Here is a 26,316-nt window from a genome sequence, read left to right as displayed (position 1 = left end):
GCATGCGTAAATTTAGTATAACACGTAAAACAGCGGAAACAGCAGTTTCTGTTGTTATGAATCTTGATGGAACAGGAAAATATGATATTGATACTAAAATAGGTTTTTTTGATCATATGTTGACGCTCTTATCTGTGCATAGTCTGATTGACTTACAGGTGAAATGTGATGGTGATACAGAGGTAGATGGACATCATTCAGTAGAAGATACTGGTATTGTGTTGGGAGATGCTTTTGCCCGAGCCATAGGTGACAGAAAGGGAATTAAACGGTATGGAACATTTTTTCTTCCTATGGATGAAACACTGGCAATGGTTTCGCTTGATATTAGCAATAGGCCATTTTTAGTTTTTGATGCTGGAACATTGGTACCGATGGTGGGCGATTTTGCCACAGAACTTACAGAGGAATTTTTTAGAGCTTTTACAGTACATGCAGGATTGACACTTCATATTAAAATATTATATGGAAAAAATTCTCATCATAAAATTGAAGCAGCTTTTAAAGCTTTTGGACATGCTTTACGACAAGCTGTAGAAAAGGATCCTAGAGTAAATGGGATACCAAGCAGTAAGGGAGTATTGTAATTATGATAGCCATTGTAGATTATGGACGGGGAAATTTGTTTAGTGTGAAAAAAGCATTTGATTTTTTAGGTGCTGACGCCGAGATTACAGGTGATATAAAACGTATAGAAATGGCAGATAAAGTTGTGCTGCCGGGAGTAGGGGCTTTTGGCGACTGTATGGATAATTTGACAAAAGCAGGGTTGGTAGCGGTATTACAGGATGCTGCGGCAAGAAAGCCTTTTTTGGGCATTTGCTTAGGATTACAGCTCATGTTTGAGTATAGTGAAGAAAGTCCTGGAGTAAAAGGCTTGGCTATATTTAAAGGAAAAGTAAGAAAAATCAAAGCGCCAGGCCTTAAAATACCGCATATGGGGTGGAATAATATTTTTATTAAAGAAGATGAATCATTACTGCAGGGGCTGCCGGAAAGACCGTATGTTTATTTTGTACACAGCTATCATGCTGTACCGCAGGATAAATCGCTTATAACTTCATGGACAGAGTATGGGGAACATGTAACGGCTTCTGTTGGCAGGGGAGATATACAGGCAACTCAGTTTCATCCAGAAAAATCTGGTGATATAGGAATGAAAATTCTGCAGAATTTTGTTGGTGACGAAAAAAAGCATTGTAATGGTTTAAAATAAAAGTCTGTTTATGGTATAATTAAATATAGTAATTGTTTTACCTATCTTTAGATGTTTAACCGTTTAGCAGTGGGCTGCTGCGTTGTAATTTTGGATAAGATATTATTGTACATTAATGGCTTAAATCAAATAAAAAATGCATTATTCTATTACTTATAAAGCGAGAAGAAGAAAAACAGTAACTGGTAATTAGGAAAAGATGGGATGATATAGTATATTATTAAAAATAAATAGATTGTGAGGTTGTGAATATGCTTATTTTACCGGCGATTGACATACGAGGCGGAAATTGTGTACGCTTATTCAAGGGAAACTTTTCTAAGGAAACAGTTTTTTCTGATCATCCAGCAAAAATGGCTAAAAAATGGATGGCTATGGGGGCAAGATATTTACATTTAGTTGATTTAGATGGAGCTCTTGCAGGCGTATCAAAAAATTTACCGGTAATAAAGGAAATTGTTGATACTGTTAACATTCCTATTGAATTAGGTGGGGGAATTCGCACAATTGATAATATAGAGAAAATATTATCAATTGGGGTAAAGCGTGTAATCCTAGGATCTGCAGCTGTTAAGAATACTGAATTGGTACGTGAAGCTTGTAAGATATATGGTGATAGGATTGTTGTGGGAATAGATGCAAGAGATGGTGTTGTGGCCGTAGAAGGCTGGGGAATATCAGGCAATATTCATGCGGATGAACTGGCGAAGAAAATGGCTGATGTTGGTGTTAGATGTATTATTTACACAGATATTTCTCGTGATGGTACTCTATTGGGAATCAATGTGAAAGCAACTGCAGCCTTGGCAAAGGCAAGTGGTATAGATGTGATCGCTTCAGGTGGTCTTTCTACTTTAGAAGAAATAAAAGAATTAAAGAAACATGAAGAGGAAGGAATTGTCGGGGTAATAGCCGGGAAAGCAATTTATACAGGGGCACTTGATTTGAAAGATGCAATAAAAACTGCTGAGGATGGATGAATATGTATACAAAAAGAATTATTCCCTGTTTGGATGTAAAGCGAGGCCGGGTGGTAAAAGGAACTAATTTTGTTTCACTGCGGGATGCAGGAGATCCGGTAGAATTAGCTTGTTTATATGACAAAGAATTTGCAGATGAGCTTGTTTTTTTAGATATAACTGCTTCAAATGAAGCGAGAAACACAATGATAGACGTGGCTTCCAGGTGTGCTTCGCAGGTGTTTATTCCTTTTACTGTTGGTGGTGGTATAAAAAGTACAATTGATATGAGAAACATACTCAAAGCTGGGGCGGATAAGATTTCTCTTAATACTGCCGCTGTGAAAAATCCACAGCTTATAGTTGAAGGCGCTGAGAAATTTGGCAGACAATGTGTGGTATTGGCTGTAGATGCGAAAAAAAATGGTGATAATTCCTGGGAAGTATATGTGAATGGCGGGCGTACACCTACGGGAATTGACTGCATTGAATGGGTAAAAAAAGCTGTAGAACTGGGTGCGGGAGAGATTTTGTTGACGAGTATGGATTGTGATGGCACAAAAAATGGTTATGATATTCCTTTGACAAGAACAGTTTCAGAGATGGTGGAAGTCCCTGTAATAGCTTCTGGAGGAGCAGGAGAGTTGTCACATTTTTATGATGTATTAACGGAAGGCAAAGCTGATGCAGTATTGGCCGCTTCCGTGTTTCATTATGGACGATTTAGAATACGCCAGGTTAAGGAATATTTGCTATCACGCGGAGTGGAGGTAAGATTATGATAGATATCAGCAATATAAAATTTGATGATAACGGGCTAGTTCCAGCAATTATTCAAGAAGTGGATAATAATCAGGTATTGATGCTAGCTTATATGAATGAAGCATCACTACAACAGACATTAAAAACTGGTTATACATGGTTTTTCAGCCGCAGTCGCAAAAAATTATGGAATAAAGGCGAAACATCAGGTAATAAACAGAAAGTTAGGGAAATATTTTATGATTGTGATGGAGATACGTTGCTGGTAAGAGTTCATCAGACGGGTGTTGCTTGTCATACAGGAACATATACCTGTTTCAGTGGTCGTCGTTTAGGAGCAGATGAAAAAGCTGTGGCTGTTGTTAAAGACGACAACATGAAGCGTGAGAATAGCCTAACACGTGTATTGAATGATTTGTATAATGTTATTCAGGATAGAAAGCTGCATCCGGTGGAGGGATCTTATACTAATTATCTGTTGCGTCATGGACAGGATAAGATTTTGAAAAAATTGGGTGAAGAAGCAGTAGAAACCATAATTGCTTCCAAAAACAATGATAAAAAAGAAATTTTGTATGAAATGGGAGATTTGTGGTATCATTGTATGGTAACGTTGGCTTTTCATAATATAGCACCTAATGAATTATTGAATGAACTTTTGACAAGGAAGAGCGGTGGCGAATACCACAAGTTTATTGATCCTGATGATTTGGACCATCAGGAGTGATAACTGATCTTTTATACTCCGCTAAAGCGCATGTACAGCGTTTTAGCGGCTTTTTCTAGTGTGCCCGGCATGGGCGCAGTCTAACGGGTGAAAGTCCCGAGTGCAGGTTAATAGTGCCAAGCACATAGCTTAAGGCAAGGGTGTCCATCGCGAGGTGGAATCTAAAGGAAGCCAGCGGCAAATCTCTGGTCTGACGAACAGAAATCACATATAAGGCAGGAGTAACCGGGTAAGGTTGCTAGACAAACCAAAGCCCAAAACTATTCGAGGCCAATCCTGTAAATGTGGCAGATGGATGGAGAGAAAGACTGCGTTCTTACCCGGGGAGGTCTCGCGGACATGCAGAAATAAAATTGAAACATGGTTGAAATAAGATTTATCGTGAGAAGTCAGCTGAGGTCATAGTACTGGAAGAAATCCAGGAAGGACCGAACAATAATAGCGTTCTTGGGCAGAGGGAGGAGAAGTCATGCAAAGAAAGCAGAAAACCAATAAAATGGACTGCCCTTGTAAGGGTATGTTGGAAACAGATAGTAGCAAGGGAGCGCAGAGCATGACATCGCTGGGAACTGCAACAAAGAACCGTGTGAACCTGTTAGAAATAATCCTAAGTCCGGCAAATCTCAATGAAGCCTATCTCAGGGTAAAGCGAAAGAAAGGCGCAGCCGGAGTAGATGGCATGAAAGTTGACGAAATGTACGGATGGTTAAAAGAACATAAGGAAGAATTCCTTGAATCGCTAAAGAACGGGAAATATAAACCACAGCCGGTACGGCGGGTAGAAATACCTAAGCCAGACGGAGGGAAAAGAAAGCTTGGCATACCAACAGTACTGGACAGAGTAATACAACAAGCAATAATGCAGGTACTACAGCCAATTTTCGAACAGACATTCTCAGACAACAGTTATGGATTCAGACCGGGAAAGAGTGCGCACCTGGCCATAAAACAGGCGGAAGCCTATTATAAAGAAGGATACACTAAAATAGTGGACCTTGACCTTGCACAGTACTTTGACACGGTAAATCATGACATGCTCATAAACATGCTCCGAGAAGAAATACAGGATGAGCGCGCAATAGCACTCATCCGAAAATATTTAAAGAGCGGAGTAATGGAAGGCGGAATAATAAGCCCGACAATGGCAGGAACGCCGCAGGGAGGAAACCTGTCACCATTACTGTCTAACATCTATCTTACAAAATTTGACAAACTGCTAGAAAGCAGGGGACATAAATTTGTAAGATACGCCGATGACTGTAACATCTATGTAAAAACGCCAAGAGCGGCAAAACGTGTAATGGAGAGCTGTATAAACTATCTTGAAGGAAAACTGAAACTAAAAGTCAACCGGAAGAAAAGTAAAATAGGCAGCCCATTGCGGGAAAAGTTTTTAGGATTTTCTCTGCACAAAGTAGTAGGGAAAATAGGAATCAGGCCACACCAAAATGTAATCCGGAAATTCAAGCAAAAGGTGAAAGAAATAACCGGCCGCAGTCGCGGCCGGTCAATAGAAAGCATCTTGCTTGAATTAAAAAATTATACAATAGGCTGGCTTAATTACTTTTCCATAAGCGATATGCGCAGCAGAATACAAGATTTAAACCAGTGGATTAGGCGTAGATTGAGAATGTATCTGTGGAAACAGTGGAAGAAAATTTCCGCGAGATTTAAAAATCTGAATCGATTAGGATTGTACAAAGGCAAGGCGTGGGAGTATGCCAATACAAGACTGGGGTACTGGCGCATCGCAAACAGTCCAATATTAGGCAAAACACTAACAGATAAATATCTTGAGTCGCTTGGTTATATGAATATAGCCAAGAAATATGAGATGTTTCATTCACGTTAAATTATTGAACCGCCGTATACTGAACAGTAAGTACGGTGGTGTGAGAGGTCGGTCATTCAATTAATGAGTGACCTCCTACTCGATTTAATAATTTAAAAAAATCCAGGAGAGAATATTATTATGAATAATTTTGAAGCTGCTCAGAAGTTTTTACACGAATCTGCATGGAAATCAGGATCGACTGTTCTATCAGGAAGTAAACCGGCATTAGAATTGCCTCTTGCAAAGAATGAACAAATTATACCTCTGCCAGATCCGGGAATGCTGCATGACCATCATGTTAATTTTTTGGAAATGGTAGAATTGCGGTCTACTGTGCGGCAATACAGCAATGTTCCGCTAACTTTAGAGGAACTATCCTATTTATTATGGTGTACACAAGGTGTAAAGGCAGCTAATCCTAATATGACGCTGCGGACAGTTCCCTCAGCAGGAGCAAGTCATTCGCTAGAAACATATATTTTGCTGAATAATGTAAGTGGACTGGCAAAAGGTATATATCGGTTTTTAGCAATAGAACATGCTTTAATTCCTGTAAGCGCAGATATTGAGGCAGTGATGAAATGTTTTTCAACATATAAAGTGGTACACAATAGTGCGGTAGTATTTATATGGAGTACTGTGATCGAAAGATTATCTTTTAAGTTTGGGTTAAGAGGATATAGATATGCTTTTATTGATGCAGGGCATGTATGTCAAAATCTTTATCTTGCGGCTCAGACAATTAATACAGGTGTATGTCCTTTAGGCGCATTTGAAGATGAAAAACTTAATGAATTATTAAATTTTGATAATGATAAGCAATTTGTTATATATGGGGCCGCTATGGGAAAAGTTTAAAAAAGCTGCTACCCATAAACATTTTCATTCATAAATATGTGACAGGTATTTATCCCACTATTTTTAAATAGCAAGAAAAAAACTATGCAGTAATAGTGGTCCAATTTTTATGAGATTGATGTTAATTGATGTTATTTGAGTGGCAGTTTTTTATGTTTTATAAATAAAGGGAAAAATCGATTATAAATTTTTATGAAGTTGCAGGAGAAAAGAACTTACTGATTCCACTGAATATACCTTCAGCAATTTTTTCATCACCAGACTGAGAGGTTAATAGTTTTTCTTCCGTGGGATTTGAAATAAAAGCGACTTCTATTAATGATGCAGGCATTTTCGTGTGTTTAACAACATAAAAATTGCAGCTGCGCGTGCCACGGTCAGGGGTATGTATGGCATTTATAACGCCCAGCCTGATATAGTTAGCTAGTTGTTTACTGAGCCCAGAACCTTTGGCGTAATAATATGAAGACGTTCCATTGGTACTGCTGTCAGTAAAGGAATCATTGTGGATACTTATAAAAATATCGGCATTGGCATTATCAGCGACATCACAGCGTTTTTGCAATTCTTCCACGTCAGAAGCGGTGGGAGCAGCGACTGATGTATCTGTAGTTCTTGTCATTACTACTACAGCGCCAGCATTTTCTAATAATTTTTTTAGTTTTAATCCAATACTCAATGTTGTAGTTTTTTCCATGGCGCCGGAAGGACCAATAGCACCTGAATCATTACCACCGTGTCCGGGATCAATAGCGATAATCTTTCCCTTTAATCCAGTAGTTTTAAAAATATCTGTATGATTTTTTGTTGTGACTGCAAGCGGTGTTGTATTGGAAGAAACAATATGTTTATTGGAACTGGTGGTATGTCTAATGGAAGCAGTTTTTTTATTATCAAAATCCATCACGACTCGGTAAGGAATATTTCCACTCGTTAAGGAAAAAACATCATAGTTATCTTTTTTCAGTGAGGTTTTTATGACAATGCGTACTGTGTCGGGAGAAAATTGGGCAATGCGAATATCCTTAATAATTTTATTGGCTACGGGATAAACTTTTTTTACTGATGGAGTAAGATAAGCTCCCTGTAAATCGATAACAATTCTGTCAGGAGCAGACAAGCCAAATGATTTGTAATCAACTTCTTTATCAGCATCAGCAACAAGGCGCAGTTTATTGTCAGTTATGCTTATTCGTAGATCTTTTATTTTTGCCAATGATGATTTAGCATAAGATTTATTGGCTAAAGCAACAGTAGAAGAAGATATGCCGAAAATTAGTAAAAGTATAGCTATAGTAAAAATTTGCAATGATTTGGGCAAAAAGATCCCTCCTGTTACAGTGAATAGTATTTTCTTATATCACTTAATATTGTACAACAAAGCGGTAAAAAAGACAAAATAAAATTAACATACTTGTCATATACTACTATCAATGTATATAATAAAGACAGTAATATAAGGGAGGAAGAAATGAAGAGAACAATACGTGATATGAGAAAACGGGCAGAGAATTTAACACTACCATTTAGTAAGTTTTTTAAAAATGAATCATCAAGTGGCTTGGTATTATTGTTATTTGCCGTTTTAGCTATGATAATCGCAAACACAATTGCTGCAGATAAATATAAATATATTTTACATATGCATTTTACTATTGCTTCATTTAATTTATCTATTTTACATTGGATTAATGATGGATTAATGGCGGTTTTTTTCTTCGTGGTAGGCTTAGAAATAAAAAGAGAATTTTTGTTTGGTGAATTAAAATCATTATCGGCTACTATCTTACCTGTTATGGGGGCTATCGGTGGCATGATTATGCCAGCTATTATATATAGCTTGGTAAATTGGGGACAGGTCACTTTACATGGCTGGGGTATTCCCATGGCTACAGACATAGCGTTTTCTCTGGGGATTTTGTCAATTGCAGGCAGTCGGGCACCGCGGAGTATAGCAGTTTTTTTAACGGCATTGGCAATAGTTGATGATTTGGGAGCAATAATTGTGATAGCATTGTTTTATAGTAGTGATGTATCTTTTTTATATTTAGGATATGGTCTTGCAGCTCTGATGATGGCAATTATACTTAATAAGGTTGGCAGTAAAAATGTATTATTATATTTACTGGCAGGTATAGCAGCTTGGACTACGTTTTATAAAGCTGGTGTACATCCGACAATTGCCGGTGTTGCCTTAGGCATGATAATACCAGCTGATAAAAGCCAGAATGTTGCTAAATCTTTATTACATAAACTTGAGCATATGATTCAACCATGGTCATCATGGGTTATAATGCCTGTTTTTGCTTTGGCTAATGCAGGTGTCCAGCTTAATTTTTCTGGGCTGGAAGAATTATTAACACCAGTATCTGTTGGTGTAATATTAGGATTGGTAGTTGGCAAACCATTAGGAATTTTTGGCACGGCGTTTTTGTTATTTAAGATGAAAATTGTAAAATTACCGGAAAAAACATCATACAAACATTTTTTAGGGGCAGGCGCACTGGGGGGTATAGGTTTTACAATGTCGTTATTCATAGCTTCGTTAGCTTTTGCCAATACAGCAGAGTATATAAATTCTGCTAAGATAGGTATTATTATGGCTTCATGTTTATCAGGGATAGTGGGAATGTGTATTTTTAAAATGATAAAATATGAATAATCTTAAATAAATAAGGGCAGGATTGTTTTATTATATAACGAATATAAATATAATAATTTATTATAGTAGTTTATGAAATTAAAAGGTAAATTTTACCAGAAATTGTTATAATATGTAATTAAATGTATATATAACATTAAAGGGGGTGTATTTTTGCAGAAGGAACACAATATAAAAAGTGCAATTGTTAATATAAAAGTCGTGGGAATAGGCGGCGGTGGCAATAGTGTTATAAAGCGCATTGCTGCTGAGGGAAGTTCAGGGATGGAACTTATTGCCATAAATACAGATAAAAAACAATTGAAAACCCTTGTAGATGATAAAATAGAAATATTGCACATAGGAGAAAATGTTACACGTGGTTTGGGTAGCGGTGGAAAGGTAAGTATTGGTGAAGAGGCAACTAAAAATGACGAAACACTAATAAAAAATGCCATAACAGGTGCTGATATGGTTTTTATTACCGCCGGAATGGGTGGTGGCACAGGAACAGGGTCTATGCCTGTAGTTGCTGAAATAGCACATTCAATGGGAATATTGGCAATAGGTGTTGTTACTATACCATTTTCATTTGAAGGCTCGCGTAAAAAAAGGACTGCTATGGCTGGAGTTGAAAAAATGCGTCCATTTCTGGATGCCCTTATTGTTATTGAAAATGATAAACTTCTGCAGTTGCAGACTGATAAACATATGTCACTTATAAATGCCTTTAATATGGCAGATAGTGTATTGAAACAGGCGATTCGCTGTGTTTCAGAATTGATTTTGACGGTAGGGGTAATAAATGTCGATTTTGCCGATGTTAAATCTATTTTCAGACAGAATAGTAATGCTGAAGCCCTGCTGGGAATAGGTGAAAGTGATGGTGCGGTAAAAGCTGTAAAAATGGCGATAGAAAGTCCTCTTATAGAACGTTCAGTCAAAGGGGCACGCGGGATAATTCTCAATATAACAGGTGATGCATCTTTAAGCTTGTTCGAAGTTAATGAAGCCACAAAATTTATTTATGAAAATACAAGTCCTGATGTTAATATCATATTAGGGACAGTTATCAACAGTAAATTAAAGGGTAAGGTCAGAGCAACTGTCATTGCGACAGATTTTGTGGATGATAAAGTTCCAGACAAGAAAAAAGAGTATGAGATAGAAAACCATAAAAATAATATAGATGGTTTTAATTTACCTGAGTTTATGAAAAAGAGGAATTTACCGAAACCACCTGTATTTAAACCAGTTATCAATAAACATAAGCCTTTTGATATAGATAAAATTAATAAAGATTGGCGCATAACTGATAGAGATAAAAGATGAATGTTTGAATAAAAAACGTCTATTAATGTTAAAAATAACATTAATAGACGTTTTTTATATAGAATATTTTATTAACCTGTTATGTATAAATTAAACTTTAAATATACTAATATCATCAGCAAAATATTGGGCTAATTTTTTAAATTCACCTATTTTATCCATAAGATTCTGGATACGTTCATTGTATGTATGGATAGAAGCATTTATTTCCTCAGTGGAAGCAGAATTTTCTTGAGCAATATCGACAATAGATTCTATTTTGTGATATACCTGGTTCATGCCACTCATTTCTTGTTCCAGTTGTCTTATTATTTCTACTATAGCATCAGATACATTGCGTGCTTTTTTTAGATATATGGCATTTTCATTTACGGCAGTTACAAGACTAGTATTTTCTTTAGATAATATATCATATTCTAGATCAACATGTTCTACTACTTCCTCAATAGTTTTAGTTATTGATAAAACATCATCGGAAATTATTTGGGATTGTTCCTGCGATTGTTCGGCTAGTTTCCTTACTTCTTCGGCAACTATAGCAAAGCCTTTACCATGTTCACCAGCTCGAGCTGCTTCAATAGCAGCATTCAAAGCTAATAAATTGGTTTGTCCTGCTATAGCTGCAACTGTATTTGTTATTTCAGTTATACGTTTTGTTTGATTACGCAGGCCTTCAACTGATGCGTTAACCTTGGCAAAATTAGCCATACTGGAGTTGATTTTATCACTGGAACTACGTACATTGCCAAAGCAGTTTTCTATTTCACCCACAGCTGTTTGCAGGTGTGAATTATTATCAGATTGTTTTTCCACGACATTTTTCAGTGTTGATATACTGTCATTTAAAATATTTACAGCCTGGGAAACTTCTTCAGATGCTTTTATTGAAGCTTCAGCGCGGGCATTGACAACATCAGCAATTGTATCAGATGTTGAACTCATATTATCAGCCAGATCATTAAATACATTGCCATATCGTGCTAGTTCATCATCATGGCCTTTTATGCCTGTAAACCGTCGACGTATGCTAATTTTATAGTCTTCTATCTGCTGGGAGATTTTTTCAAAAATATCACCGGACTTTATTTCTACAGTAGTAGCATATTTGTGTTCCTGTAAATCATGGAGTATATTTTCTAAGGCCCTGAAAGGCCTTAAAAGTAAGTTCGTAGTTAAAGCTGTAATGATACCAGATAATATAGGGATCCATAAAGGAAAGGAAAAACCGATAATTTGTGTAATAAAAGCAATGATAAACGATAAAACAGCAGATACTATACCGGCTTTTATTGCTAGAGAAGGAACAAATTTCATGATATTGTTTATATGATAATATTTTTTATTGGTTATCTGATAAGGAAACTTTAATTTTAATTTCAGGAAATCACTACCACTTTCAACTACAGTTATAGTAATACTTTCATGGTAATGGGCAGCTGCACCATCTAAAAGACCGCGGAAGTAATTAAACATTTTTCTTTTAGAACGATATATAAATAATGATTCATCAGATGAAATGTTTTTAATTTCTATGCCTGGAGGATTGGCTCCAGGGATTAGGCGGGTTATTTCTACATGAATGTCATGAAGTGAACTTAAAAAAGCATGTAGATTTTCCCTTTGGAAAAAACCAGGATAAAATTCAAAAAATGTTTCAGCGTTATCTCTACCTATAGCATGCCAAATCTCAGCAGATGATTTGCCTAATTTTTTTGCAATGATGTTTCCCAGTGACTGGGCAGTAGCATCATTTATATCTTCACTTGGGAGAAAAATATGATTGGATTCAAGACCAATTTCCTGCATAACTTCTTTTACCAGATCATTACCCCAAAGTTTTTTGCAAGTGCGGACCCATGTGCCAACTATTGTACCTTTCATTGTCGATACACCTCTTAATTATTATATATACATAATATTATATAACGTTTTTTTTATGTAGTAAATAATATTATTGTTTATTAGGAATATATATTAAATAAAAAAGCCTTGCATAGCAAAAATGTATATTTACTATGCAAGGCAACTATATTATTGCTGTAAATCAAATAATATTAATTTTCAATATTAATTTGCTTAGCTGTACTTTTGGGTGTGGCTTTGGGCAGCATTATTGTCAAAATACCATCTTTAAATTGAGCTTTTGCTTTTGTATCATCTATATTGTCAATATAAAATGAACGTGACATGCTGCCACTGCAGCGTTCCCGGCGGATGTATTTATCGTTATTGTCTTTTTCATCCTGGCCACTGTTGGTCACGGCCTGAATTGTAAGATAACCATTGTCATAGCTAAGTTTTATATCTTCTTTTTTGATTCCAGGTAGTTCAGCGGTTAATTCATATGCATCGTCCATATCCTTTACGTTAACTTTAAATGAAACAAAGTTAGAGGCTGCTGTCCGCAGCGGAGCAATGGCTGAATCAAAAAAAGGTTCATTAAAAACATCAAATAACCGACCAAATTCACTGTCTTTACCCATGACATTGTTTTTAACAAAAGGAACTAAACCGAACATAATAAGATCTCCTTCAAACTTATTTATAAATTAATTTAATAAACACTATCAATCAATACTAATTTGTTTAGCATCATTTTTTGGTGCTGCTTTAGGTAGATTAATAGTTAAAATGCCATCTTTAAACTGGGCATTTGCTTTGCTGTCATCAATGTTATCAATATAAAAGGAACGAGACATGCTGCCACTGCGGCGTTCCCGGCGAATATATTTGCCACTGTCATCTTTTTCATCTTTACTACTGTTAGTATTAGCCTGAATTGTGAGATATCCATTTTCATAACTTAATGATATGTCATCTTTTTTGATGCCAGGGAGTTCGGCTGCCAACTCGTAAGCATTACCGAGATCCTTTACATCAACTTTAAAAGAGGCAAATCCAGATATTGCCGATTGCATTGGGGCAATTGCAGAATTAAAAAAAGGTTCATTAAAAATATCAAATAAGCGATCAAAACCATCATCTTTTTTAGTAATATTATTTTTAGTAAAAGGAACTAAACCGAACATAATGAAAACCCCCTTGAATAAGATATATTTTTTTATTCGTAAGGATGAATCCTCAATCTGTTGATTTATCCTTACAAATTCTATTATACTCATAAAAGTCAAAAAGTCAATATATCAAAAGGTAAAAAATGTTTATTATAAAAAATAATTTTTTAAGCTAAACCGTATATTAATCCATTGGCATCAGATTAATTTTTTGTTATTATATATAAAAGTGTATTTATGATAATTATTTATAATAAACATTGGGAGATAGTATATTGAATAAAAGTATGAATAAAGGCAAAATACCGTTAATAGTTTTTCGTAAGCTTATGAAAAATTCTATAATACGGGCATATAATATAGCGGATAAAAGTAATTCACCGAAGGACTGGCGAAAATTTTTTTATAAAATAATAAAAAAAGCCGAAAAAAAAGGATTGTCAGGGAATATATTATCTTCATATATAATATATTTACTGGCACAAGGAAATAATCCTATTGCTTCTAGAATCCAATGTAGTGGTGATATAGGTCAGGGACTGGAAAAAATGTTAAGGCTGGACATGAAGAAATTATATCCTTATTTGAATATAAAAGTGTCAGGAAACAATTCTTATGCAGAAATTATAAATGAATATGAACCTTCGCATATGTGTAATGATGAGCCATACATGGAGTTATTGCAAAATATGGCGAAGGCAGAATCAGCAGATGAAGCAGCAAGGATATTGGTAAATCATTATAAAAAATATGGTTCAGGAAAATTGGCCAATTATAAGGCTTTTTATTGGAACCGTGGTAAGCTTAAAGGAATTACTTATTTTGAAAAAGTAGAAATGGCAGATCTGATTGGATATGAAAAGCAAAAGCGGCTGTTGCTCGATAATACAGCAGCGTTTATTAATAATAGGCCGGCAAATAATGTATTATTGACAGGGGCAAGAGGGACAGGCAAGTCTTCCAGTGTTAAGGCACTAATTAATATGCACTATAAAAAAGGGCTGCGGTTATTACAGATAAGGAAAAACCAAATACAAAGTATGGAAGAAATTATGGAATATTTGCGTAATTTGGCAGGATATAAATTTATTATATTTATGGATGATCTTTCATTTGGAGAAACAGAACCAGAATATAAATATCTTAAATCAATTATTGAAGGCGGGGCGGCATCATGTCCGGAAAATGTTATTTTATATGCTACTTCCAATCGGCGTCATATGATAAAAGAAACATGGAACGATAGAGAAGATACTCAAGAAGAATTATATAAAAATGATAGCATAAATGAGTCAATATCATTGGCTGACAGATTTGGTATTATTGTTACTTATGATACACCGGATCAGAACCAATATTTGTCAGTTATTAAGTATTATCTGCAAAAAGCAGGCATCCATATGGATGCAGAGGAACTGCGCTTAGAAGGGATTCGCTGGGAAATGCTCCATTCAGGTAGGAGTGGACGTACAGCAAAGCAGTTTGTTAACTGGTACTTGGGCCAGAAAAATAATTAAGTTAGTATTGTGGTACAGTGTATTAAATCTACTCAAGTATACTGTACCATGTTTTTTAGTTAATAAAATTTTATAAAATCAGGTTATCAATAAACTATTCTTACATTTTGAATTTAGCAAATGTAATGTAGATTATAAGAAATTATATAATTAGTGCAATGCAAAGATTAATATAAAAATTTATTTACTTTTTATGTTTATTGGGTTATAATTTAAATAATGAGTAAACGTTTACAAGAAAATAGATAGAAAATTTGCAAGAATGATAATATCTTAAAAATATTATCTAATATGAAAAAGAAGGTGTTATAAAATATTATAATTGTTTTGGTTATTGGCAGAAGAGTTATTATCAAAATTATTATGGGAGGATTAGTCATGCAGTATTTAACAATAATAACCTTTGTTTTGGCTATTGCAGTAGTAGGAATATATACATATAGGAAAATGAAAAAGGGACAGAGTGCATCGGGGTCGGAAGATAATTATTTTCTAGGGGGACGCAGCCTTACCTGGGGTGTAGTAGGAATGTCACTTTTACTGACGAATATGAATCCTACTCAGTTTGTCGGCATGAGTGGGCAGGCTTTTAGTCAGAATATGAGCAATATGGCCTATGAAGTAACATCTGGATTTGTTTTGGTGATAGTAGCATTGCTGCTTGTTCCAAGATATTTGAAACAAGGGCTTACTACTATACCACAGTTTTTGGAGTATCGTTATGATAAACAAACAAAATCCATAGTTTCCATATTATTCATGATATTATTTATTATTAATATTATCCCTACAACGTTATATGCAGGTGCCATTGCGCTAAGTCAAATCTTTAATGTTCAACAACTTTTTGGACTGACTTTTGCTCAAGGGATATGGCTTACAGTATGGGTCGTTGGTATTATAGGTTTTTTCTATGCCATATTAGGGGGATTAAAGGCTGTTGCTATTTCAGATACATTTAATGGAATTGCTCTGGCCATTGGTGGCTTATTAGTACCTATTTTTGCGCTTATCCATATGGGAAATGGCAATTTTTCAGTTGGATTGGCGCAGTTTTTAACAGCAACACCAGAAAAATTCAATGCAATCGGCGCTGTTGGTGATGCAGTTCCTTTCAACGGCGCGATAATTGGTTTGCTGTTAGTTAACTTTTACTATTGGGGAACAGATCAGTCTATTGTTCAACGTGCTTTGGCGGCAAAAAGTTTGGAACACAGCCAAAAAGGTGTTATGCTATGCGGATTGTTGAAAACGTTTACGCCTATATTAGTTATTTTACCAGGGATTATGGCTTTCCAAATGATTGGTAATGACGGTTCACCGGCAGATACAATGTATGCTAAATTGGTTCTTCAGGTTTTGCCAACGTGGCTTATTGGTTTATTTAGCGCAGCGATGTTTGGTTCTATTTTGAGTGTTTATAATGGTGTATTGAATAGTGCAGCGACACTTTTTGCTATAAATGTTTATAAACCGCGTTGGGGAAAAGGAAAGAATGACAAACAGATAGTTGCTGCTGGTAAAAAATTTGGTATACTCATCGCGATTATTTCAATGATAATTTCACCAATGATCATGTACGCACCAGCTGGCTTATTCCAGTTTACCCAGACTCTGTCAGGTTTTTTTAATGTTCCTATATTTACTATTATTTTTATGGGGTATGTTACAAAACGAGTTCCTGCTGTAGCTGCTAAAATTGGCTTGGTGTTTTTCATTGTTGTATATGGTATACTACAGCTGATTATTCAGCCGGAAATGTCATTTTTGTATCAGTTGTTGATATTGTTTATTATAACCTGTGCTATAATGCTCATCATTGGCAGAATAAAACCGCGTAAGGAAGATTTCGTACTGGAAACATATAATGTTGTAGAGTTAAAAGAATGGAGTCATCGTTATGAAGCAGCATGGTTTGTAACATTTTTGGTTTTCTTCTGGTATATAATTTTTTCGCCATTGGGATTGGCAAGTACACAAGGTCTTGGTGTTCACACATTAATATATATCGGTATATCGGCAGTATTCTGCATAATTGGTTGTGTTATTTGCAAGAAAAAATTTTATTCTAAGAATGCTTAAAATGATTTTAATGGATAATATATTTGGTATCTAAGAAAGGGAGAAAAAGTCATGGATAAAAATTCTCTTATCATTACAATAAGTCGTCAGTATGGATCAGGCGGCCGAGAAGTAGCACAAAAATTAGCTGATAAGCTTGATATTGCTCTTTTGGATAGAAAAATAATTAATACAGCGGCACAAAAGTTAGGAGCGCAGGATTTACCGAAAGGTTTTTTAGATTCATTGGAACATCATGTAAATGCAGGGTATGAGTTTATCCCGTTTGTTCCTTTTGGAACTAATATAATGCCTAGCAGTACAGATATGTTTTTTGCAGAAGTAAAGGTTATTTATGAATTGGTAAAACAAGGACCATGTGTTATTTTGGGACGAAGTGCTGATGTTATATTAAAAAATTATCCACATAAGTATTCATTTTTTATTTGTGCAGATAAGAATTTTCGTCAGCAGCGTGGCAAAACAGTATATAATGGAAAGACTTTTGCAGAACTTGAAAACGAAGATAAGAAGCGGGCTGAATATTACTATCGCTTTACCGGTCACACATGGGGCCGTGGGGATAATTATGATTTGTCGATAAATACCTCAAAAATTGGCACTGATGGAGCGGTAAATATAATAATGAAATATATTGAAAATGTAAAAAAATTATAAATAAATTATACTCAGGTAGAGTAAAATCCCACCTGAGTATAATTTAAAATATTTGATATGATTATGTATGCAAGGAGAAATAAGAAATGGAAATAATAGATAAATTAAAAAAAAGTTTTTATGATCAATTCAAAGAAGAAGCAATAGAATTATTTTTTTCTCCGGGACGGGTTAATTTGATTGGAGAACATACTGATTATAATGGAGGACATGTTTTCCCTTGTGCTATTTCATTAGGAACATATGGGGCTGTATCGGCAAGAACAGATAATAAAGTCTGTTGCTATTCCCTTAATTTACCCGATATAGGTGTTATCAAAACAGATTTAACCGATATTGTTAGTAAGAAAAGTAATGATTGGGCAAATTATCCTTTGGGAGTAATAAAGGTATTCCAGGACAGCGGTTATGAATTTGCGCATGGTTTTAATATTGCTTTTTATGGTAATCTGCCTAATGGAGCAGGATTATCTTCATCAGCATCTATAGAAATGCTCACTGCTATGACACTTAAGACACTTTTCTCACTTGCTATACCAACATTAGAAATGGTAAAATTGTGTCAGAAAGCAGAAAATCAATTTGTGGGAATGAATTGTGGGATATTGGATCAGTTTGCTGTAGGAATGGGAAAGAAAAATCATGCAATGTTCCTTGACTGCAATACATTAAAATATCGTTATGTAAAGTTGGTTTTGGAAGGATATAGTATTGTTATTTCTAATACTAATAGCAAACACAGTCTGGTCGATTCTGAATATAATATGCGCCGCAGTCAGTGTGAACAGGCTTTGGCAGATATTCAGACTGTCAGGAAAGTAAATAGCCTGGGAGAATTAACAGCAAGTGATTTTGCTGTTGTAAAAAAAGCGATAAAGGATCCTGTATGTGCTAAAAGAGCACGTCATGCTGTACTGGAAAATCAACGTACGATTAAAGCGGTAGAAGCCCTTGAAAATAATAATATGCAATTATTTGGGCAGCTTATGAATGAATCACATATATCACTGCGTGATGATTATGAAGTTACAGGAAAAGAGCTTGATACGCTTGCTGAAGCAGCATGGAAAGAAAAAGGTGTGCTTGGTTCCCGGATGACTGGTGGCGGGTTTGGCGGCTGTACCGTCAGCATTGTAAAAAATGATTGCCTGGATGAATTTAAGCATAATGTTGCAGAAATTTATATAGCTAAAATAGGTTATAGTCCTGAATTTTATGTTGCAGATATAGGTGAAGGAACACATGTTATAAAGTAATATATATGATATAATTTTATAGTATCTGTTTTTTATAAATTGGAAAAGAGGTCATTTTTAATGGCAATATTAGTATGTGGCGGAGCTGGATATATAGGTTCACATATGGTTGATGAACTTTTAAAAAGAAAAGAAGTTCCCGTGGTAATTGATAATTTGCGGACAGGGCATAGAGAAGCTGTTCCGGAAAATGTGAAATTCTATCAGGCAGATATACGTGATAGTAAAGCTTTGGATAAAGTTTTCACGGAAAATAAAATAGAAGCTGTTATCCATTTTGCCGCCTGCTCACTCGTAGGTGAAAGTATGGAAAAACCTTTGTTGTATTTGAATAATAATGTGTATGGAATGCAGGTATTGCTTGAAGCAATGGTAAAATATAACGTTGATAAAATAGTATTTTCTTCTTCAGCTGCTACATATGGTGAACCCCAAAAGGTGCCTATTGTAGAAACAGATCCTACAGAACCGACTAATCCCTATGGTGAATCAAAATTGATGATGGAAAAAATGATGAAGTGGGTAAGTTTGATTCATAAAGTGCGGTATGTGTCTTTGCGATATTTTAATGTTGCTGGTGCTGCTGAAGATGGACATATTGGCGAAGCTCATAGTCCTGAAAGTCATTTAGTCCCAATTATATTACAGGTCCCATTGAAAAAACGGGCTGCTATAACGATTTATGGGGAAGATTATCCGACAAGAGATGGCACATGTATAAGAGATTATGTACATGTTGTTGATTTGGCAGATGCACATATAAAAGCACTTAACTATCTGCGGGAAAATAATAAGAGTGATATTTTTAATCTTGGCAGCGGCAATGGTTTTTCTGTAAGGGAAATGATCGAAGCTGCGAAAAAAGCTACCGGAGAAGATATAAAAGTAATAATAGGGAAAAGGCGTCCGGGAGATCCGGCACAGCTTGTAGCGGCCAGTGAAAAAGCACAAAAAGTTTTAGGCTGGAAACCGCATTATACTGATATGGAAAGTATTATAAAGACGGCATGGACATGGCATAAAAGTCATCCTAAAGGATTCAATAAACTGTGATAAGAGGCTTTAGCAATGAAAATAAATCATGAGATAAACAGATTACTAAATTTCGCTTTGCAAAATGGACTTATCGAAGCAGAAGATGTTGTTTATTCAGCTAATTTATTGCTTGATCTTTTAAAGCTGGAGGAATTTGTCCCGGAACGAATAGAAGAAGAAACAGCGGATGTTTCCCCCATTTTAAGTGAAATACTATCATATGCAGCAGCGCATAATATAATTGAAGATACTACGGCACAGAAAGACTTATTTGATACGCGTATCATGAACTGTGCTATGATGCGCCCGTCTGATGTCATAAGCCGGTTTAAAAAGTGTTATAGTGAATCGCCGCAGGCAGCTACACAGTTTTTTTATAAACTTAGTATTGCTTCAAATTACATACGGCGAGCGCGCATTAAAAAAAATATAATATGGAAAACCGGCACTCAGTATGGTGATTTGGATATAACAATAAATTTATCTAAACCAGAAAAGGATCCACGTGATATAATAAAAGCAAAAACAATGAAGCAGCAGACATATCCTAAATGTCTGCTGTGCCGTGAAAATGAAGGGTTTGCTGGTAATATAAGCCATCCGGCCCGTCAGACACATCGGCTTATTCCGCTTGATTTAAGCGGGCATCAATGGTTTTTGCAGTATTCGCCGTATACTTATTATAATGAACATTGTATTGTTTTGAACAAAGAACATATTCCAATGAAAATCGCGCGTAGTACTTTTGTGAATCTGCTTGATTTTGTCAGTAAGTTTCCGCATTACTTTATCGGTTCAAATGCCGATTTGCCAATTGTTGGTGGTTCTATTTTATCGCATGACCATTATCAGGGCGGCTGTTATGATTTTGCGATGGCAAAGGCGTCGGTGGAGAAATATTATACAATCAGTAAATTTCCTCAAGTAGCAGTAGGCAGGGTGAAATGGCCAATGTCAACAATACGGCTTAGCGGTGAATCAAAAAATGATTTAGTGGAACTGTCTACTGTTATTTTGGAAAAATGGAAAAAATATTCGGATGCATCTGTTGATATTTTAGCGTATACTAATAATATACCCCATAATACTATTACACCAATTGCCCGTAAAAAAAATGACAAATATGAAATGGATCTTGTGTTGCGCAATAATCGTACGACAAAAGATTATCCTTTGGGGATTTTTCATCCTCATAAGGAAGTGTATCATATTAAAAAAGAAAATATTGGTCTTATTGAAGTAATGGGGTTAGCTGTTCTGCCGGCAAGATTAAAAAATGAACTTGCCAAATTAAAAATGGCACTGCTGGAAGGTAAAAATGACATAAGTAATGATAAAGCCATAGAAAAACATGCACCATGGTATAAAGAGATAAAAGCAAAATATTCTAATATTAATGAAAATGATATTAATGGTATTCTCAATGACGAGGTAGGAAAAGTTTTTTTACAGGTATTACTTTATGCTGGTGTATATAAGCGCGATGAAAAGGGTATGGCAGCATTTGATCAGTTTATATCTACAATATAATGTTTTAAGGATGATATATTGATGAAAACTACGACAATAATAGATGTAGCAAAAAAAGCCGGTGTTTCAGTTGCAACTGTTTCGCGGGTAGTAAATGGAAACTATCCTGTTAAGGAAGAAACAAAGAAAAGGGTAATAAAGGCTATAGAAGAACTTCATTATGTGCAGAACATACAGGCCCGTGAGCTGAATACGCGTCAATCGACAACTATTGGTGTAGTTGTTCCCAGTTTATTTAATATGTTTTTTGCTGAAGTATTTGATGGAATAGAAGAATATATAAAGCATTATAACTATTCTATGCTTATTACCTGTGCTAAGGATAACGCGGTGAAAGAGAAACAATGTATGCAGGAATTATTGTCGCGCAATGTTTGTGGGATCATTAATATATCACCTAATACATATGCTGTGGAGGCTCCCTTCTATGATCAGATAGCACAGAGAGTTCCTCTGGTTTTCATTAATAGTTATGTGAAGCGTCCTGGTATATCATATGTATCAAATAATGAGGGAGCAGGTACAAAACTGGCTCTGGAACACCTCTTGCAACTTGGTCATCGTGAGATCTTATTTGTGCGCGGTATGAGTAGCGATTCATATGAAATAAAAGAAGAAATTTATCGTAAGATGATGGCCCAATATAATATACGACCTTATATTTTAAATATAGGGGAAGGCAATGTGGAAAAAACTGTGGATAATGCTATGGAAAAAGTTATGATGGCAATAAAGAGCGGACGAAAAATAACCGCAATATTTGCTTGTAATGATTTGATGGCAGTAGGGGCAGTTAATGGTTGTCACCGGTTACAAGTAAAAGTACCGGAAGATATATCAGTCATGGGATTTGACAATATAGCTATCAGCCGGTTCGTGGAACCTAAGCTGACTACTATAGATCAGAATATGTCATTGCTAGGCCAGTCAGCAACAGCATTATTATTGGAAAAAATTGAGGCTGATAATAAATCAAGTGACGAAATTATTTTGGAAAATACATTGATAAAAAGAGATACAACAGCTCCGGTTAAAAAATAATAAAGAAAAAAACCACTAGTTTTTTAGCTAGTGGTTTTTTTCTTTAGGAGTTATTTATGAACGTAATACAGCAGCAAATGATTTTTTTAAGGCAGTAATTATTGCTGTAAAAGATTTATCTATTTCTTCGTCAGTGAGTGTTTTTTCTGCTGCCTGAAAAGTCAGGGCAAAAGCCAGACTTTTTTGTCCTGCTTCGATCTGTTTTCCGCTATATACATCAAATAAATCAAGGTTTACAAGATACTGGCCGGCAGATTTAGTAATAACTTTTTTAATTTTCTCTGAATCAATTCCAGCATCTACAGTGATTGCCAGGTCCCGGGAAACAGCAGGATATTTTGGTAGAATTTTACTTTTTATGTGTTTTGCGGCATATTTCATTAATCTTTCTACATCAGCAGAGAAAATATAGACAGGTTTAGTTATATTGAAAGCAGCAGCAGTGGATGGATGCAGTTCGCCTACCGTGAAAATGGTATCACGCCCTTTTTTGAACAGGGCTGTTTTTCCCGGATGCATGGCAAAGTGTTCTCCTGCTTCAACGGTATAACGATTTATGGACAGTTTATCCAGTAATTCTTCAACAATACCTTTGGCATCATAAAAGTCAATATCATTATTGCTTTGGTTCCAGCCGACTGGATCTCTTCTACCGGAAATGGCACCGGCTAGTTTCAAATATTCATCAGGTTGTTCAGTTACAGGCAGGGCTTTAGGCTGAAAAACAGTGCCTACTTCAAAAATTTTTATGTCATTGTTTTTGCGGGAGAAGTTGCGTGCCAGATTTTCCATTACAGAACCCAGCAGACATGTGCGGACAAGAGGATATTCATCTGTAAGAGGATTCATTATAGGAATGGCGCGGCGCATTTGATGATTTTCTGGGACATTTAATTTGTCGAATATAGAAGGATGAGTAAAGGCAAATGATATTGTTTCAGACAGGCCGATACTGGATAATACATCCTTGATCTTGTCGGTGAATATTTGTTTTTCTGATTCCTTGCCCTGTAGAGCAATGCCGAATGGTAAAGTTGAAGGAATGTTTTCAAAACCATAAATACGGGCAATTTCTTCTGAAATGTCTTGCATACATGTTATGTCATTGCGCCATGAAGGAATTTTAGCTGTAATGCAGTCCTGTTTATCCACAGTAGTAATTTCCAATTTTTCCAGAATGTGCAACATTGTTTCTTTATCAATAGTAGTTCCCAGGTGTTTATTTATTTCATCAGTGGTAAAGTCTACACTTATGGGCTGTTTGGGTTCAGGATATATATCGACGATACCTTTACATACAGTGCAGGCGCCTATATCTTGTAATAATTGGGCAGCACGGTCTAGGGCACAGGTGGTGTTTTCTATATCAGTACCGCGCTCAAATCGGCCGGAGGCTTCTGAAGTTAAGCCACAGGCCCGTGAGGTGCGGCGTATACTAGGTCCATAGAATTTGGCGGCTTCTAAGATAACAGTAGTAGTTTTAGCTGTTACTTCTGTTGCTAAACCACCCATTATTCCTGCCAGTCCGACCGCTTTTTGGTCATCAGCAATCATGAGCATATTTTTTTGCGTTTTGTGGACGGTATTGTCTAATGTGTGGATAAGTTCTCCTTCCACAGCTCGGCGGACAATTAATTTATGTCCAATGATAGTGTCATAGTCATATGAATGCATTGGCTGACCTAATTCAATCATTACAAAATTTGTTACATCGACGACATTGTTTATGGAACGGATACCGGCACCATCAAGACGCTGCTGGAGCCATTCAGGAGAAGGACCTATCTTTACATCTTTAAGCATGCGGCAGGAAAAACGTGAACATAGATCAGGATCTTTGATTTCAGCATTAAAGGAACTTTCAATTGCCAGAGGATTATCTTCTTTTACATGGATAACAGGCCAGACAGGCTTGTTGCCTGTCAAAGCAGCTATTTCCCGGACAAGCCCGAAGACACTAAAACAGTCGCTTCTGTTGGCAGTCAGTTCAAATTCTAAAATAATATCATTGAGGCCAAGTATATCCTTTACATTTATACCGATTACTGTATCAGAAGGTAGTATATATATACCTGTTTTTTGTTCATTGGGAAGAGCTTCAAGATCAAGTTTTAATTCCTGTGCAGAACATAACATACCATAAGACATTACGCCGCGTAGTTTTCCCTTGGAAATTTTCATTCCATTGGGCAGATGAGCGCCGATCATAGCGACAGGAACTATCTGGCCTTCGGCAACATTCTGTGCTCCGGTTACGATGATTATGTTTTTTTCCAGACCAACATTTATTGTGCATATTTGTAAATGATCTGAGTTTTGGTGTGGTTCTAATTTTTCAATTCGACCAGTGATTACCTTGTCTAAGCCTGCACCTGGATCTATAATATTTTCTACGGGAACACCAGCCATTGTCAGCAAGTCAGCAATTTTTTCCGGAGTTTCACTGAATTGAATATAGTCTTTGAGCCATTTTATGGATACCTGCATGTGAGGAAATCTCCTTTACTATTAAAATTGTTTTAAAAAACGTAAATCGTTGTCGAAGAAAAGTCTTAAATCTTCTATGCCGTATGAAAGCATGGCAATGCGTTCTACCCCCATGCCAAAGGCAAATCCGCTGACTTTTTTAGGATCATAACCACTCATCTGTAATACATGAGGATGAACCATACCGGCACCGAGTATTTCCAGCCAGCCAGTTCCTTTGCAGACACGGCAGCCTTTGCCATGGCACATGACACATGTCATATCAACTTCAGCACTGGGTTCTGTAAAAGGGAAGAAGCTGGGACGGAAACGCAGTTGTAAATCATCACTGAATAATTGTTGCATGGCTGATGTTAAAGTACCTTTTAAATCAGATAAACGGATATTTTTATCAATGCACAATCCTTCCACCTGAGTAAACATAGGCGAATGTGTAGCATCATAATCATCACGGCGGTATACCCGGCCTGGTGCAATTATACGAATGGGACTGTTAGGATCATGTGCCTGCATGGTTCTTGCCTGGACAGGAGAAGTCTGTGTACGCATGAGTATGTCATTAGTGATGTAAAAAGAATCCTGCATGTCGCGGGCAGGATGATCCTTGGGCAGATTTAATGCTTCAAAATTAAAATAATCTGTTTCGATCTGCGGTCCTTCAGCGATGGAATAACCCATGCTTTTAAAAATATTTTTAATTTTATTGAGTGTTAGTGTTAATGGATGGAGATGACCAAGGTGCTGTTTTCTGCCAGGGAGGGTAACATCAATTTTTTCATTAGCCAGACGATGTACCATTTCTTCTTTTTTTAATGTTTTTACCCGTTCTTCCAAAAGAGATTCGAGTTCTATGCGTACATTGTTGACAAGTTGTCCGACACGCGGACGGTCTTCTGGTGCCAGTTTGCCCATACCGCGTAGTATAGCGGTAAGAGAACCCTTTTTTCCCAGATATTTCACTCGCTGTTCATTAAGAACAGTTAAATTTTCAGCAGCTTTTATTGCTGTTAGAGCTTCGTGTTTGATTTGAGATAATTCCTGTTCCAAGATAAGTGCCTCCTGATGAAGTTTTATAATTAAATTTCTAGAAAATAAAAAAACCTCCCCCCTATAAAGGGGCGAAGGTTAAACTCGCGGTACCACCCTAATTGATACTTTGACTGCGTTAACGCCGCCAACGCTATAGCTACACAATTAATTGCCGGTAAGCTCATAAAATAAAATATATATTTTATAATTTTCACTATAGAACTCAAAAGTGAACTTCTGCCTGAAATTTCGGTATCGCTCTCAGCTGAAACGATATTTTCTGTACGAAATAAGCAGGCATACTCTCTTTATCATTGTCAAATATCTATATATATACTA

22 protein-coding genes and 1 other annotated feature are annotated in these 26,316 nt (G+C 36.1%); of the genes, 16 read left to right on the top strand and 6 right to left on the bottom strand.

The genetic code is table 11. The features are described from left to right. The first annotated feature begins 2 nt into the window (after window positions 1-2). The 7 genes from hisB to I6760_RS03180 all read left to right on the top strand — a co-directional run bounded on the left by hisB (window position 3) and on the right by I6760_RS03180 (window position 6,356). Window positions 3-587, top strand: coding sequence for an imidazoleglycerol-phosphate dehydratase HisB (gene hisB / locus I6760_RS03210; RefSeq protein WP_196593059.1), 585 nt, complete (start codon window positions 3-5; stop codon window positions 585-587). 2 nt (window positions 588-589) lie between these two features. Then, entirely contained in the window at window positions 590-1,216 is a 627-nt protein-coding gene (hisH, locus tag I6760_RS03205) for an imidazole glycerol phosphate synthase subunit HisH (protein ID WP_196593058.1), read from the top strand. Window positions 1,217-1,467: 251 nt separating this feature from the next. Continuing rightward, window positions 1,468-2,196: a 1-(5-phosphoribosyl)-5-[(5-phosphoribosylamino)methylideneamino]imidazole-4-carboxamide isomerase gene (hisA, locus tag I6760_RS03200; RefSeq protein ID WP_196593057.1), complete on the top strand. Its 729-nt coding sequence runs from the start codon at window positions 1,468-1,470 to the stop codon at window positions 2,194-2,196. A 2-nt stretch (window positions 2,197-2,198) separates the two neighbouring features. Further along, window positions 2,199-2,957, top strand: coding sequence for an imidazole glycerol phosphate synthase subunit HisF (gene hisF, locus I6760_RS03195; RefSeq protein ID WP_196593056.1), 759 nt, complete (start codon window positions 2,199-2,201; stop codon window positions 2,955-2,957). Next, window positions 2,954-3,664, top strand: coding sequence for a bifunctional phosphoribosyl-AMP cyclohydrolase/phosphoribosyl-ATP diphosphatase HisIE (gene hisIE, locus I6760_RS03190; RefSeq protein ID WP_196593055.1), 711 nt, complete (start codon window positions 2,954-2,956; stop codon window positions 3,662-3,664). The genes hisF and hisIE overlap by 4 nt, the downstream gene beginning before the upstream one ends. A 469-nt stretch (window positions 3,665-4,133) precedes the next feature. After that, the gene (gene ltrA, locus I6760_RS03185) at window positions 4,134-5,516 is read left to right on the top strand and encodes a group II intron reverse transcriptase/maturase (RefSeq protein ID WP_231036020.1); all 1,383 of its coding nucleotides are present in this window, start codon (window positions 4,134-4,136) and stop codon (window positions 5,514-5,516) included. 120 nt (window positions 5,517-5,636) lie between these two features. Next, a complete protein-coding gene (locus tag I6760_RS03180) occupies window positions 5,637-6,356 on the top strand; it encodes a SagB/ThcOx family dehydrogenase (protein ID WP_196593054.1) in 720 nt (239 codons plus the stop codon). Between the two features lie 190 nt (window positions 6,357-6,546). Here the strand turns inward: I6760_RS03180 and I6760_RS03175 are convergent, their stop codons facing one another. Then, the gene (locus I6760_RS03175; protein WP_196593053.1) at window positions 6,547-7,677 is read right to left on the bottom strand and encodes an N-acetylmuramoyl-L-alanine amidase; all 1,131 of its coding nucleotides are present in this window, start codon (window positions 7,675-7,677) and stop codon (window positions 6,547-6,549) included. A 150-nt stretch (window positions 7,678-7,827) separates the two neighbouring features. Between I6760_RS03175 and nhaA the strand changes: the two genes are divergently transcribed. After that, window positions 7,828-9,018, top strand: coding sequence for a Na+/H+ antiporter NhaA (gene nhaA, locus I6760_RS03170; protein WP_196593052.1), 1,191 nt, complete (start codon window positions 7,828-7,830; stop codon window positions 9,016-9,018). A 153-nt stretch (window positions 9,019-9,171) separates the two neighbouring features. Then, window positions 9,172-10,329 carry a cell division protein FtsZ gene (ftsZ, locus tag I6760_RS03165; RefSeq protein WP_196593051.1) on the top strand — a complete coding sequence of 386 codons (1,158 nt, stop codon included), beginning with the start codon at window positions 9,172-9,174 and terminating at the stop codon, window positions 10,327-10,329. 90 nt (window positions 10,330-10,419) lie between these two features. Here ftsZ and I6760_RS03160 read toward each other — a convergent pair whose 3' ends face one another. The 3 genes from I6760_RS03160 to I6760_RS03150 form a co-directional block, all read right to left on the bottom strand. Further along, entirely contained in the window at window positions 10,420-12,210 is a 1,791-nt protein-coding gene (locus tag I6760_RS03160) for a heme NO-binding domain-containing protein (protein ID WP_196593050.1), read from the bottom strand. Window positions 12,211-12,383: 173 nt separating this feature from the next. Then, on the bottom strand, window positions 12,384-12,848 hold the full coding sequence (locus I6760_RS03155; protein ID WP_196593049.1) for an Hsp20/alpha crystallin family protein: 465 nt from the start codon (window positions 12,846-12,848) through the stop codon (window positions 12,384-12,386). Window positions 12,849-12,896: 48 nt separating this feature from the next. Further along, window positions 12,897-13,358 (bottom strand): Hsp20/alpha crystallin family protein, encoded by a 462-nt coding sequence (locus tag I6760_RS03150; RefSeq protein ID WP_196593048.1) that lies wholly within the window; start codon window positions 13,356-13,358, stop codon window positions 12,897-12,899. Between the two features lie 260 nt (window positions 13,359-13,618). Here I6760_RS03150 and I6760_RS03145 point away from each other — a divergent pair, with 260 nt between their 5' ends. The 7 genes from I6760_RS03145 (at window position 13,619) to I6760_RS03115 (ending at window position 22,461) form a co-directional block, all read left to right on the top strand. Next, complete coding sequence (locus I6760_RS03145) at window positions 13,619-14,860, top strand: ATP-binding protein (protein WP_196593047.1); 1,242 nt, start codon at window positions 13,619-13,621, stop codon at window positions 14,858-14,860. A 378-nt stretch (window positions 14,861-15,238) separates the two neighbouring features. After that, window positions 15,239-16,942 carry a solute:sodium symporter family transporter gene (locus I6760_RS03140; RefSeq protein WP_196593046.1) on the top strand — a complete coding sequence of 568 codons (1,704 nt, stop codon included), beginning with the start codon at window positions 15,239-15,241 and terminating at the stop codon, window positions 16,940-16,942. Window positions 16,943-16,993: 51 nt separating this feature from the next. After that, window positions 16,994-17,599, top strand: a complete 606-nt coding sequence (locus tag I6760_RS03135) for a cytidylate kinase-like family protein (RefSeq protein ID WP_196593045.1) — start codon at window positions 16,994-16,996, stop codon at window positions 17,597-17,599. 86 nt (window positions 17,600-17,685) lie between these two features. Beyond that, window positions 17,686-18,855, top strand: a complete 1,170-nt coding sequence (locus I6760_RS03130; RefSeq protein ID WP_196593044.1) for a galactokinase — start codon at window positions 17,686-17,688, stop codon at window positions 18,853-18,855. A 60-nt stretch (window positions 18,856-18,915) separates the two neighbouring features. Then, complete coding sequence (gene galE, locus I6760_RS03125; RefSeq protein WP_196593043.1) at window positions 18,916-19,908, top strand: UDP-glucose 4-epimerase GalE; 993 nt, start codon at window positions 18,916-18,918, stop codon at window positions 19,906-19,908. 15 nt (window positions 19,909-19,923) lie between these two features. Next, the gene (locus I6760_RS03120) at window positions 19,924-21,420 is read left to right on the top strand and encodes a UDP-glucose--hexose-1-phosphate uridylyltransferase (protein WP_196593042.1); all 1,497 of its coding nucleotides are present in this window, start codon (window positions 19,924-19,926) and stop codon (window positions 21,418-21,420) included. A gap of 21 nt (window positions 21,421-21,441) precedes the next feature. Beyond that, window positions 21,442-22,461 carry a LacI family DNA-binding transcriptional regulator gene (locus I6760_RS03115; RefSeq protein WP_196593041.1) on the top strand — a complete coding sequence of 340 codons (1,020 nt, stop codon included), beginning with the start codon at window positions 21,442-21,444 and terminating at the stop codon, window positions 22,459-22,461. Window positions 22,462-22,515: 54 nt separating this feature from the next. Here I6760_RS03115 and pheT read toward each other — a convergent pair whose 3' ends face one another. Then, a complete protein-coding gene (gene pheT, locus I6760_RS03110) occupies window positions 22,516-24,948 on the bottom strand; it encodes a phenylalanine--tRNA ligase subunit beta (protein WP_196593040.1) in 2,433 nt (810 codons plus the stop codon). Window positions 24,949-24,969: 21 nt separating this feature from the next. Beyond that, on the bottom strand, window positions 24,970-25,995 hold the full coding sequence (pheS, locus tag I6760_RS03105) for a phenylalanine--tRNA ligase subunit alpha (RefSeq protein WP_196593039.1): 1,026 nt from the start codon (window positions 25,993-25,995) through the stop codon (window positions 24,970-24,972). A 64-nt stretch (window positions 25,996-26,059) separates the two neighbouring features. Continuing rightward, window positions 26,060-26,301 (bottom strand) — a binding site (T-box leader). Window positions 26,302-26,316: the final 15 nt, after the last annotated feature.

It is taken from the genome of Pectinatus sottacetonis (assembly GCF_015732155.1).
GTDB lineage: Bacteria > Bacillota > Negativicutes > Selenomonadales > Selenomonadaceae > Pectinatus > Pectinatus sottacetonis.
This window is presented reverse-complemented; position numbering and strand designations above follow the sequence as displayed.